Source organism: Sporosarcina sp. P17b, from assembly GCF_002743115.1.
GTDB lineage: Bacteria > Bacillota > Bacilli > Bacillales_A > Planococcaceae > Sporosarcina > Sporosarcina ureae_C.
On the sequence record NZ_PDYP01000005.1, the window covers coordinates 134426 to 146904 of the forward strand.

The 12479-nt window shown below is 44.7% G+C and carries 12 protein-coding genes; 10 read left to right on the forward strand and 2 right to left on the reverse strand.

What is annotated here, in order from left to right:
- Window positions 1–126 precede the first annotated feature (126 nt).
- On the forward strand, window positions 127–1581 hold the full coding sequence (locus CSV76_RS07940) for a carbon starvation CstA family protein (RefSeq protein ID WP_099625205.1): 1455 nt from the start codon (window positions 127–129) through the stop codon (window positions 1579–1581).
- A gap of 190 nt (window positions 1582–1771) precedes the next feature.
- Window positions 1772–2227 carry a helix-turn-helix transcriptional regulator gene (locus tag CSV76_RS07945; RefSeq protein ID WP_099625206.1) on the forward strand — a complete coding sequence of 152 codons (456 nt, stop codon included), beginning with the start codon at window positions 1772–1774 and terminating at the stop codon, window positions 2225–2227.
- Window positions 2228–2279: 52 nt separating this feature from the next.
- On the opposite strand, the gene CSV76_RS07950 is transcribed toward CSV76_RS07945, so the two are convergent.
- Window positions 2280–3059, reverse strand: a complete 780-nt coding sequence (locus tag CSV76_RS07950) for an NRDE family protein (protein WP_085426174.1) — start codon at window positions 3057–3059, stop codon at window positions 2280–2282.
- A 220-nt stretch (window positions 3060–3279) separates the two neighbouring features.
- On the opposite strand from CSV76_RS07950, the gene CSV76_RS07955 reads away from it, so the two are divergent.
- The 8 genes from CSV76_RS07955 (at window position 3280) to CSV76_RS07990 (ending at window position 11403) form a co-directional block, all read left to right on the forward strand.
- Window positions 3280–4032: a DUF2087 domain-containing protein gene (locus CSV76_RS07955; RefSeq protein ID WP_099625207.1), complete on the forward strand. Its 753-nt coding sequence runs from the start codon at window positions 3280–3282 to the stop codon at window positions 4030–4032.
- 79 nt (window positions 4033–4111) lie between these two features.
- The gene (locus CSV76_RS07960; protein WP_085426176.1) at window positions 4112–4525 is read left to right on the forward strand and encodes a pyridoxamine 5'-phosphate oxidase family protein; all 414 of its coding nucleotides are present in this window, start codon (window positions 4112–4114) and stop codon (window positions 4523–4525) included.
- 201 nt (window positions 4526–4726) lie between these two features.
- Window positions 4727–5977, forward strand: a complete 1251-nt coding sequence (locus CSV76_RS07965; protein ID WP_099625208.1) for a Y-family DNA polymerase — start codon at window positions 4727–4729, stop codon at window positions 5975–5977.
- Between the two features lie 172 nt (window positions 5978–6149).
- Complete coding sequence (locus CSV76_RS07970; protein ID WP_099625209.1) at window positions 6150–7910, forward strand: ABC transporter ATP-binding protein; 1761 nt, start codon at window positions 6150–6152, stop codon at window positions 7908–7910.
- Window positions 7903–9675, forward strand: a complete 1773-nt coding sequence (locus CSV76_RS07975) for an ABC transporter ATP-binding protein (RefSeq protein WP_085426179.1) — start codon at window positions 7903–7905, stop codon at window positions 9673–9675. The genes CSV76_RS07970 and CSV76_RS07975 overlap by 8 nt, the downstream gene beginning before the upstream one ends.
- 130 nt (window positions 9676–9805) lie before the next feature.
- The gene (locus CSV76_RS07980; RefSeq protein ID WP_085426180.1) at window positions 9806–10516 is read left to right on the forward strand and encodes a cytochrome c biogenesis CcdA family protein; all 711 of its coding nucleotides are present in this window, start codon (window positions 9806–9808) and stop codon (window positions 10514–10516) included.
- A 31-nt stretch (window positions 10517–10547) separates the two neighbouring features.
- Window positions 10548–10877 (forward strand): thioredoxin family protein, encoded by a 330-nt coding sequence (locus CSV76_RS07985; protein WP_085426181.1) that lies wholly within the window; start codon window positions 10548–10550, stop codon window positions 10875–10877.
- Window positions 10870–11403: a CcdC family protein gene (locus tag CSV76_RS07990; protein ID WP_099625210.1), complete on the forward strand. Its 534-nt coding sequence runs from the start codon at window positions 10870–10872 to the stop codon at window positions 11401–11403. The genes CSV76_RS07985 and CSV76_RS07990 overlap by 8 nt, the downstream gene beginning before the upstream one ends.
- A 535-nt stretch (window positions 11404–11938) precedes the next feature.
- Here CSV76_RS07990 and CSV76_RS08000 read toward each other — a convergent pair.
- A complete protein-coding gene (locus CSV76_RS08000; protein WP_085133516.1) occupies window positions 11939–12349 on the reverse strand; it encodes a DUF2621 domain-containing protein in 411 nt (136 codons plus the stop codon).
- Window positions 12350–12479: the final 130 nt, after the last annotated feature.

Below are 12479 nucleotides of genomic sequence, written 5' to 3' on the forward strand. Positions count from 1 at the left end.
CCTGTTAATCTCCTGGAGTGCATCTTACTTCGCGATTTTGACATGTTACGAGATTTTGTCATGAATTGGACACCTTTCTATTATAGTTATTGTAAGCGTTATCACTATAAGGGAGGGAAAGAAGCTATGATTACATTTTTATTCTCTATCGTATTATTAATAGTCGGATACTTTACGTATGGTAAGTACATCGTCAAAATGTTCGGCGTTAAGGAAGACCGTGCGACACCAGCGTATACAAGCGCAGACGGAGTCGACTATGTGCCGATGAGCACAAGCAAGAACTCATTGATCCAGTTACTAAATATTGCAGGAGTTGGACCGATTTTCGGACCGATCATGGGTGCGTTATATGGTCCGGTTGCATTTATCTGGATCGTTGTCGGCGCGATTTTTGCAGGTGCTGTACATGATTATCTAACAGGTATGATTTCGATCCGAAACCGCGGAGCACACTTGCCTGAACTGGCAGGAAAATTTCTCGGGAAATTTATGAAGCATATCGTCAATGCATTTGCGTTATTATTACTCGTCTTGGTCGGTACGGTATTCGTTTCGGCACCAGCAGGACTGCTGTACAACTTGATGAACGGTTGGATGGCAATGGGTATTATCGTTGCACTTATTTTCCTTTATTTTATTTTGGCTACATTATTACCGATCGATAAAATCATCGGTCGCTTCTATCCTATCTTCGGCGCACTACTTGTAATCAGTGCAGTCGGAATCGGTGGCATGATGGTAATCAAAGGCGTTCCAATTCCGGAATTAACATTTGCGAACTTGCATCCGGATAATATTCCGATCTTCCCGTTATTATTCTTAACGATTTCATGTGGCGCATTATCTGGCTTCCATGCTACCCAGTCTCCGATCATTTCTCGGACAACAAAGAAAGAAAGCGAAGGACGAAAAATTTTCTACGGTATGATGATTGCAGAAGCTATTATCGCAATGATCTGGGCAGCGGCTGGTATGGCGTTGTTCAACGGTATTACATTAAGTGAATTACTTGCAGCTGGCGGACCCGCAGTGATTGTTAGTGAAGTATCCACTGTCATGTTAGGTGCGGTTGGTGGTACACTCGCTATCCTCGGAGTCATCATTCTACCTATCACATCGGGCGACACGGCTTTCCGTAGCGCGCGAATGATTATCGCAGACTACATTAAATATCCACAAGCGAAAATCTTGAGCCGTCTATGGATCGCACTTCCGATGTTCGCTATCTCTATTGCACTGACACGTATAGACTTCAATATTCTATGGCGCTACTTCTCCTGGGCGAACCAGTCCACGGCAGTCATCGCGTTATTCGTAGGTGCTATGTATCTCTTCATTGCCGGCAAGAACTACTGGGTCGCACTCATACCCGGAACGTTCATGCTGATGGCCACGATGACGTATATACTAAACGCGGCCATTGGATTTGGATTACCGATGAACGTAGCCCTTATAGGTGCAACTGTCATCTCGATCTTCCTCGTCGCCCTATTCTTCAATGCCGCAGTGAAAGCCCGTGCTGCTCAGATTCCGCTGGAAGAAGATATTACAGGCTGGGAAATCACACGAACTGTTTAAACGAATGAATACAACCTGTTGAGCTTCGGCTTAGCGGGTTTTTTTTATGGAGATATATAAAGACGCTCCGATATGATACACTACTAATTAAAGAATGTTTTTACACAATAAGAGTCTTTTATACAATTAAAATAACTAATGATACTAATAGTGTAAATATACACTATATATGTAAAGGAGGAATTCGACGTTGAATAAGCAGACAGTCATAGACTTGGTGTCGCCTCGCTTGAAATTAATTCGGACGGAAATGGATTATACGCAAGATCAGATGGCGGAGATTATGGGGATTTCTAAGAAGACGCTTGTACAGTTGGAGAAAGGTCGCCAGGAGATTGGCTGGTCTACAGCGGTCGTCGTTTGTGCGTTATTTCGCGAGAGTGCTCTGCTGCGTTCGGTCATGGGTGAAGATCCGATTGAGCTAGCTGAAATGGCTGTGCATGAAGAGATTCATTCACGGGAAACTGCAGCGAGCGCATCCGTTAATTGGTGGACGGAAGTGGGTCAGTGGCAGCAATATAAGTTACAACAGCATACAGCAGGTGGACATTACCGCATTATCGCAGCGGACAATAAGCGGTTATTTGGTACGGGAGACCGAGAAAAAGCGTTAGCTGAATTCAAGAAATATATGGATATGTCGTAGTTGTTATATGAAAATAATTCATGAAAAACAGAAGAAAAACGACTGTACTCTTTTACGAGTATGTCGGTTTTTCGATGTGGAATGAGAATTTCTGTGCAGTTGTAAATAGACCTTTTTCATATATGCGTTCTTCGAATTCCACATGATCGTCGCAGTCGATCGATAGCACTGTCGTACATCGTGTACCGTAATCTTTCGACGCAATGAATATAGAAGACAACAAGCTTTCGAGATCTTCTCCGACGCCTGTATCAGGCAGTTGTTCAGTCGGGAAACGTTCCGCTCGTTGCATCATAGCGAATAACACGTCAGGATCGATTGTCGTAGTCTGCTCCAAATACTCCGCAAGCAACGCTTTCGTTTTATCTACTTTCGGCCATGGTGTATCGAGCAATGCGTTGCTCAGTCCGTGTGTGCCGTGCGTGATATGTTGGATCGATTGTTCGATATTCGAGTAATAGAACATCTCTTCAGCTGATCCAGCGAGCACGTTGCAGCCTGCGTAATCGTCTCGATTCGTATGCAGTTGCTCCATGAATGATTGCGCGGACAAATCCGATTGTAAATAGGAAGAGACGATATGACCGCGCGAACGCTTGCCTGTTTCCGGTCGCGTGAAGTCTCGGTAGTTCGTTAATGCGGCGACTTTTCCTTCTGTATTGACGCCAAGCCACGTACCCATTTGTTCTAAATCACGTCCTGCCAAGACGTTCGGGTAATCGCTCCAAAAGTCTGCTGGTGCTGTTGGACGACGATACGCTTCGTCTCGGTTCGCCATCAGAACCAATTTATACTTCGGATGGCTTTGTAATTGGAATGCCAGTAAACACATGTCACTCACCTCGTTTAGTTATGTATGAAATTAGTGTATCATGGGCAGTTTTGTTTGGCGACTGTACAGACAGCGAGATAAACACAATGACAAACAAAACAACTGATTGTTTGTAACCCTATTGAAGTTACGAATTGTACGAGGTATCATAAGAGTTAACGAACAAACAATTATTGAATTTGTTTGTGGTGAATTAAAACGTGATAGGAGTGCGTACTACATGGAAATCATTGAAACGTTCTGGGGTGCTTCATTAGATGAATTAAAGCAGGGTTATATAGAGAGCAACACTTCGTATGATTGTTTGTTATGTGGCAAGCAAATGGAAAAAGGCGTGATTTATCCGTACGAGAATGCGTTGTATGAAGCGGAGCGATTTATGCATGTACATATCGAACATTCCCATCAGTCGGTGTTTGCGTATTTGCTTGAGCTCGATAAGAAATGGTCGGGGATTACGGATCATCAAGGGGATCTATTGCGTTTATTCTATCAAGGGAAAAGTGATAAGGATATCCAGGAAGAATTGGAGATCGGCAGTGCGACGACGGTTCGGCATCATCGGTTTGCGTTGAAAGAAAAAGAACGTCAGGCGAAAGTGTTTCTTGCGATGATGGAGTTATTGAGAGAGCGAGAACAATACGTTCCGGCTTTCATTCCGCCACATAAAGCATCGCAGTTATTTCATGATGATCATTCGGTTGCGGAGGAAGAACAGCAAGCGATACTGCGAACGTTTTTCCCTGATGGAATGGATGGTCAGTTAAAAGAGATGCCAGCGACAGAAAAACAGCGACGTATTATTGTCCAGGAAATCAGTAAACGCTTTGACGGAGATATTTCGTACAGTAAGCATGAAGTGAATGATCTGCTGTCAACAATACATGAAGATTTCATTACATTGCGTAATTATTTAACCGAATATGGCTATTTCGGTCAGACGCGTAACGGCAATCAATATTGGCTAAAGTAAGCTTCCGTTTGAATGTTATCAGGTTTAGAAATTATGCAGGTGGGAAGACTAGGAGTAATCGCGAAAGGAGCGGAAGTAAATGACTGCAAAAGACACAGTGATTAAAATTTTGAACGAAAGTATGACGGGCACAATGGCAACGGTGGACAACAACAAGCCGTATAGCCGCTACATGACATTCATGAGTGATGGATTGACATTGTATACACCTACTAATAAGAAAACGGAAAAGGTGGATGAGCTGGAGGATAATCCCCACACGCACATTCTACTTGGATATGACGGTGAAGGATTCGGTGATGCGTACGTGGAATATTCTGGTCATGTAACGATTTCCGATGATGAATCATTGAAGGAAAAAATCTGGAACGATCATATGAAAGCATGGTTTGATGGACCAGAAGATCCGAATTTGGTTATTTTGAAAATCGAACCGGAAGCGATCCGTTTGATGAACAAAAAAGGCCAACCGCCAGAAGATATTTCCCTGTAAATAATGAGTAGGCTATAAAAGTATAGTTGAATACTATATCCCGAAAGTGAGAGGTTATACTCCCACTTTCGGGATATTTTTACGTAGCTGGCAAGTTAGCCAAAAATATGTGCAAAACCCGCAGATTTCCATTGCTTGAAGAGGTCAAATGCGGGTATACTCTATATAAGAACACTTGTTCTTTTGAGGAGTGAACGTCATATGAAGCCGTTACCGAATAAAAAAATAGCCTGTCTTGACATGCGTAGCTTCTACGCGAGTTGTGCTGCGGCAATGGAAGGGCTCGACGTCATGAAGGTGCCGATTGCGATCGTCGGTAATATCGAGCGCAAAGGCGGAGTCGTGTTAGCTGCCTCGCCGCCACTGAAAAAGGAGTTCGGCATTACGACTGGCATGCGTTTGTATGAGATTCCGGACGATCCGAGCATTCGTTTGATTGAACCGAAAATGCAGTTTTATATAGATGTCTCGATGGAGTTGACGAGATTATTGAATCGCTATGTGCCAAAAGAAGCGATTCATGTGTATAGTATCGATGAAAGTTTTGTGGACTTTACGGGCACCGAAAAGCTTTGGGGGCCTCTCGAGAATTTGATTTTCCGGATCCAAGACGAGTTGTACCGGCAATTCGAGTTGCGTTCAGCTTGCGGCGTCGGGCCGAATATGTTGCTGTCGAAACTTGCGCTGGATTTGGAAGCGAAGAAAACAGGGATCGCGCACTGGACGTATGAAGACGTGCCGGAGAAGTTGTGGCCGGTCGCCCCGCTTCATAAAATGTGGGGGATCGGCAGAAGAGTGGAGCGAACGCTTGAAGACATGGGTGTTTATTCGGTCGGTGATCTCGCACATACGCCACTCGAAAACTTGGAGAAGAAGTTCGGTGTGATGGGCAATCAATTGTATTATCACGCGCATGGCATCGATTATTCCGAACTTGGTTCCGTCCTGATCGAGGGGCAAGTGAGTTACGGCAAAGGCCAGACGTTGTTGCGCGATTATACGACGACGGACGAAGTATTAGCCGTTTTGCTTGAGATGTGTGAAGATACCGCGATGCGCGCACGCCTTGCAAAAAAGAAAGGACGTACGATCACGTTGTCGTTTGGCTATTCGAAGCATGCGTTAGGTGGCGGCTTCCAGCGACGCAAAACGCTGCCGGAAGCGACGAATGAAACGCTGGCGATTTATCGTGTGTGCCAAGAACTGTTTGAAACGTTCCATGATGGCAGACCCGTCCGCCATATTTCCGTTAACTTGTCGAATCTTGAAGAAAACGACAGTTTCCAGCTGAGTTTATTCGAACCTTCGAACTGGAAACAGCAAAAAATCGGTCAAGTGATGGATGAAATTCGTGTGAAGTACGGATTAGCTGCCATTCTTCGCGCGGTTTCCGTTACGCCAGGCGGTACAGCCTATAGAAGAAATCAATTAATTGGCGGTCATTATAAGTGAAGAAACTAGCAAATGGACTAAGGGATCTAGTGGAGTACGGATAATATACTTCAGAAACTGAAACATTCAAGTTCCGTAACTTTCGATATGATACGAACTTTGCTAAAATCAAATAGCAAGCACCAATAAAAATACTGCAATCGATGCAATGCAGATCAAAGGAGGAAAGCCAGTGAAAGTATTACTGGATTTACGCTGGTTTTTTTCCGAGAGAAAAAAACAGTACAGCATAGGAATCACCGCGCTAATGATTGTCGCGTTACTGCAATTGGCACCCCCGAAAATCATCGGTTATATTGTCGATGCGGTGGCGAAAGATGAACTGACCGGAGCCATGCTGACACGCTGGATGATTATTCTGATTGTGGCAGGCGTCTTGATGTATGTCTTGCGTTATGTATGGCGTGTGATGATTTTCGGATCCTCTGTGTATCTCGCGCGCGTCATGAGAGAACGGCTGTTTATACACTTCACACGCATGTCGCCTTCATTTTATCAGCGACGACGCGTAGGGGATTTGATGGCACACGCAACGAATGACATCAACGCAGTGCAGCAAACGGCAGGTACAGGGATTCTGACACTTTTCGATTCGATTTCGACAGGTGGATTCGTCATCCTCATGATGGGCTTTTCAATTAGTTGGAAATTAACGTTGATCGCCCTCGTACCAATTCCCGTGATGATCATCCTGACGAGTTATTATGGACGATTATTACGTAGTCGTTTCCGCGTAGCGCAGGAAGCATTTTCCGATTTGAACGACAAAGCACAAGAGAGTATTTCAGGTATCAAAGTGCTAAAGACGTTCGGTCAACAAAAGGAAGATGTTGAATCGTTCACGAGACGTTCGGAACAAGTCGTCAAGGAAAATATGCGTGTGGCGAAAGTCGATGCGCTGTTTGATCCGACGATTGCCGGAATTTTCGCGATCTCATACGTCCTATCCTTTTATTTCGGGACACGTTTTATTATGTCGGGTGAATTGTCGATCGGTGATTTGGTTGCGTTCACTTCCTATTTAGGACTTCTGACATGGCCGATGTTGGCGATTGGTTTCTTGTTCAATATCGTTGAACGAGGAAATGCGTCGTACAGCCGAATTCAAGATTTGCTTTCGGTTGAGCAAGGCATTCAAGATCGTCCGAATGCGGTGAGTCAATTACCGCACGGAGATATCGTCTTCGCTCTCGATACGTTCTCGTTCCCAGATGATAAGCGGGCATCGTTGCGCAATTTACACTTTACGATCAAGCAAGGGGAAACACTGGGCATTATCGGAAAGACCGGCTCAGGGAAAACCGCAATTCTCAAGTTATTAATGCGAGAATTCGAAGGGTATACAGGAACGATTACGTATGGTGGCATTCCGATCACGCGGTATAAGAAGGAATGTTTACGCCAAGCAATCGGTTATGTGCCACAAGACCATTTCTTGTTCTCGACGACACTCGGTGAAAATATTGCCTTTACGAACCCGAAGATTGATCCAGAGAAAATTGTGGCGGCTGCGAAATCCGCGCATATTCACGAGGACATTCTGACATTTGAAAAAGGCTACGAGACGATGGTTGGAGAACGTGGCGTGTCATTATCCGGTGGACAGCGTCAGCGTGTGTCGATTGCACGTGCGTTGCTTATGGATCCGGAGCTTTTATTGCTGGATGATTCATTATCCGCCGTCGATGCTCGGACAGAAGAAGCGATTCTTCGTTCATTGAAAGAAGAAAGAATGGGTAAGACGACTATCATTACGTCGCACCGCTTAAGTGCGATCCAGCACGCTCATCAGATTATTGTTCTTGATGAAGGTGAAGTCGTTGAAATTGGCGACCATGAAAGTTTAATCGCACAAAACGGAATATATAAAGAAATGTACGATCTGCAACAGCTAGAGTCGATCGTAGAGCAAGGAGGCGGCGCAGATGAATAACAAACAGAAGATGTCCGCCAGGGATCAGTTCAAAACATTCATGAGGCTAGCGAAATACGTCTTGCCGATGAAGAAAAGTGCACTGATCGCGACTCTATTATTGCTGTTGACGGTAACATCGACGATTCTTGGACCTTTAGTGATCCAACGATTCCTCGATGACTATGTCGTACCTCTAAACTTCCCAGCGAAAGAAGTATGGATTATTGCACTGATCTACATCGGACTACAACTCGTCAATATTGTCGGGTCGTATTTCCAAACATTGCGATTCCAAGAGCTCGCACTCGCGATCATCCAGCAAATCCGTATCGATGCGTTCTCGAAAGTTCAGAAGCTTGGACTGCGGTACTTCGATCAGACACCAGCTGGCGGAATCGTTTCACGTGTAACGAATGATACCGAATCAATCAAGGAAATGTTCGTCAGTGTGGCGGTTACGTTCATGCAGGCGATCTTCGGAATTGTCGGCGTCTACATTGCGCTCTTTACGCTAGACGGAAAACTCGCGCTCTATACGCTCATCCTGTTGCCGCTATTCCTAATTCTTGTATCGGTCTACCGCTATTACAGTGCAGACTTCTATCAAGATATCCGAGAACGGCTCAGTCAGTTGAATGCGAAAATCTCCGAGTCCTTATCCGGTATGGGCATGATTCAAGCCTTTCGCCAGGAGAAACGCTTGTCTGACGAGTTCATTGAAGTCAATGAAGGACATTACCGCGTCGGACTGCGAAATATTCGTTTCGATAGCTTGATGCTTGGGCCGTTTATCGACTTGATGTATGCCTTATCCATCGTGGCAGTACTGAGTTATTTCGGAACGGCCTCGCTTACATCGGTCGTCGACGTCGGGATTATCTATGCGTTTACTACGTTGCTAAGACGTCTATTCCAGCCGATCAATCAAGTGATGCAACGTTTGTCGATGTTCCAACAAGCGATTGTATCTGCGTCACGAGTATTCGCGTTGATAGATAATCCGGAAATTGAACCGAAACAAAAAGCAGCATCTACACAAGAGATTCAAGAAGGTACGATCGAATTCCGTAATGTAACGTTCAGTTACGACGGCAAAAATGATGTACTAAAAGACATTTCCTTTACCGCGAATGCAGGCGAAACGGTCGCACTTGTCGGTCATACAGGAAGTGGAAAGAGTTCGATTATCAATCTATTCATGCGTTTCTATGAATACGAGCGCGGCGACATCTTCATTGATGGAGTATCGCTAAAGGACTATCCAATAGAAGAACTGCGGAAGAAAGTAGGACTCGTCCTGCAAGATCCGTTTATGTTTTATGGTGATATCGCAAGCAACATTCGCCTGCATAACGAAGAGTTGACAGATGAAGACGTGCGAGAAGCTGCAGAGTTCGTTCAAGCCGATCACTTCATTGGAGAGTTGCCGAATGGTTATGAACAAAAAGTGACAGAACGCGGCTCGACATTATCAAGTGGTCAGCGTCAATTGATCGCGTTTGCGCGGACGATTGCGATGAATCCGAAAGTGCTCGTGCTGGATGAAGCGACAGCGAACATCGACACGGAAACAGAAGTCGCGATCCAAAAGAGTCTGGAGAAAATGCGCGAAGGACGTACGACGATTGCGATTGCTCACCGTCTAAGTACAATCGCCGATGCCGAATTAATTCTCGTGCTCCACCACGGCGAAATTGTCGAGCGGGGGACACACGCAGAGTTACTTGCGCAAAAGGGATTGTATTACACGATGTACGAATTGCAGAATGGTACGCAAGATTAAGCACGCACGATTGTCAAAAAGATTTCACAATCTAATGAAGCGTAATCTAGCCTTTTGTTTGGTACGATAGAGTGGGAATGTTGGCGATTGCCGACATTCTACTTGTCCTACTGTTAAAGGAGGAATTTTGTTGGGGACGGATGTTAATATTTTCTTTGCGTTTGGAGCAGGTTTCCTGAGTTTTATTTCTCCATGCGTATTACCACTATACCCGGCCTTTATATCGTATATCACCGGCATGTCACTGGATGACCTCGGGGATAAGAAAAAGGGAATGAGCCGTGCAGGTATGCTGCATACGCTATTCTTTTTACTCGGATTCTCGATTGTATTTATTATCTTAGGATTCAGTACATCCTTTATCGGATCGATCTTCTTACAATATCAAGATTTGATTCGTCAGCTGGGTGCGATTTTCATCATTATCTTTGGATTGATGACGATTGGATTATTCAAACCGGAATTCCTTATGAAAGAGAAAAAATTGCAATTTAAGAATCGTCCTGCGGGTTATCTCGGTACCGCGCTGATCGGTCTAGCGTTTTCAGCTGGATGGCAGCCATGTATGGGGCCGATCATCGGCGCTATCATCTACCTAGCAGCAACTAATCCAGGATCTAGTATGTTGTATATGATGTTGTATGTACTCGGCTTTGCTATTCCTTTCTTCTTCTTGTCTTTCTTCATCACAAGAATTGGCTGGATTCGCAAACACAGTATGACCATTACCAAAGTCGGTGGTTACTTGATGATCATTTTCGGTATTATTCTGTTCTTCAACGGAATGGTCTATTTCACAAGTTTGTTGAGCCCGATATTTGGGGATTTCCAAGGATTTTAATTTAGTCTGGTAAGCAGAAAAGAGGTGTAGTATGAAAGAAATTACTTCTTTTGAAGAGTGGCAACATATATGGAAAGAGACGCCACAGTTTCTATTGTTCGTGAAGACCAATAATTGTTCCGTTTGTGAAGGACTTTACCCGCAGGTGGCGGAACTCGAAAGCGACTATCCTTTCGATTTTTATCGTGTTAACGCAGCGGAAGTTCCAGAAATGGCGGGACAGTTGTCACTCTTTACTGCGCCGGTCGTCTTATTATTTAACGAACAGAAAGAATTGACGCGTTTCGCACGAATCGTGCCAATGAATGAGTTGAAAAGACGCCTCGATGAGCTAGTGCAGTGGGGGAACGTAGATGAATAAGATACAAGAAATGATAGATTATGTTTTTACCACTATTCCTTCAATCTATTTGATTATCGGTTCAACGGTCGTCTTTCTCGTGATGACGACATTCGTCTACACGATGCGGGCGAAGGCGTCGAATAAGCCGATTCAGGCGAAGAAGATTATTTTACCGCCACTGTTCATGTCGACGGGAATGTTCATGTTCTTGTTCGACGAGTTCCAGGTGCCGTGGACGCAAGTAGTCGAAGCGAGTTTGGTTGGCGTGATATTTTCCACGTTCTTGATTTATACGACGAAGTTCGAGCTCAAGCATGACGGAATTTATTTGAAGAAGTCGAAGGCGTTTTTGATTATTCTGCTCAGCTTGCTGGTGATTCGCATGGTAGGTAAAATTGTGCTGAGTAACTCGATCGACGTCGGCGAGCTCGGCGGCATGTTCTTCATCCTAGCGTTCTCGATGATTCTGCCATGGCGGATCGGGATGCTGGTGAAGTATAAGATGCTTGAGAAGAGTATGGTAATGAAGAAGTCGTCCTTGTGACGGCTTCTTTTTTGTGCATGGAAATGAAGGGGGAGGCTGGCGGTAGTTTTGGGGAGGGGATTGGCGCTACGGAGGGGACGCTTTCTTAGAGGACTCACAGTGAGCCAACCAGTTGGGCTGAGCATTTGGTAGTCACCTGAATCTTCCATTGCAAACCTTACGTTTATAGTGGGTGGATACAGATCACCCCCATTGGCGATAGTAAGTGAATAGGTATGACCTTTGAACTTGTTTTTCAGTTCAAGGGCCGATCGTGTTTAGAAGTATTTACTATCATAACTTTAATGAGCAACAATACGTACATATTCCTTACATTGCCGGGATTTTCGTTCCGAGCGGCGACTCCCGCGGGAATAGCATGAGTCTTGAGACCCCACAGGTAGCGCAGTGGACGAGGTGGCTCAAGCCATGCCCGCAGGAAAGCGTCCGCTCGGAACGGAAATCCCCTTCCCAAAATGAATGCAAGCCTTACTATTTTCATTTCTAGACAAAAAACAGGACGCCCCATCAATAGGGACGTCCTGTTTTTGCATAGTCACGTAAATAAGTGCTCATAAGGCTGAATATCAATTTCCATCTGCTTGAGCTTCTTGCGCAAGAAATTATGGTCGCGCTTCGGTGTAGCCAGAATATAGCCCTTGATAATATGATCAAATTCAATAGTTTTGGCACGGTCTTCTAACGCAATCTCGCCGATCTTGGCACCGATCTTCTGCTTCGCCACATCACGGAACAACTCCGGCACAGGCGTAACCAGTTCGTTGAGCATACTCTTCGCTTCATCATTCCATAAATGCAACGACTCGTTGACATAATGCTCTTCCCAATCCAACGTCGATTTTCCGTCTTCTTTCGGCAATACTTTCAGGAACTTCCGGAACATGAAGAATCCGCCGATAGCGAATAAGCCGATCATCACAATACCCCAAAATATAATAAACCACATAAATAGGTCTGGCACGGTTTTTTCACCTCTTCCATTCTATCTTCCATTATAAAAGCAATTGAGAAATATTTCACTACTAACGTATCCTTTTCGTCATTTGTCTCTATATAGCGGATGAAAGGAGGTGATA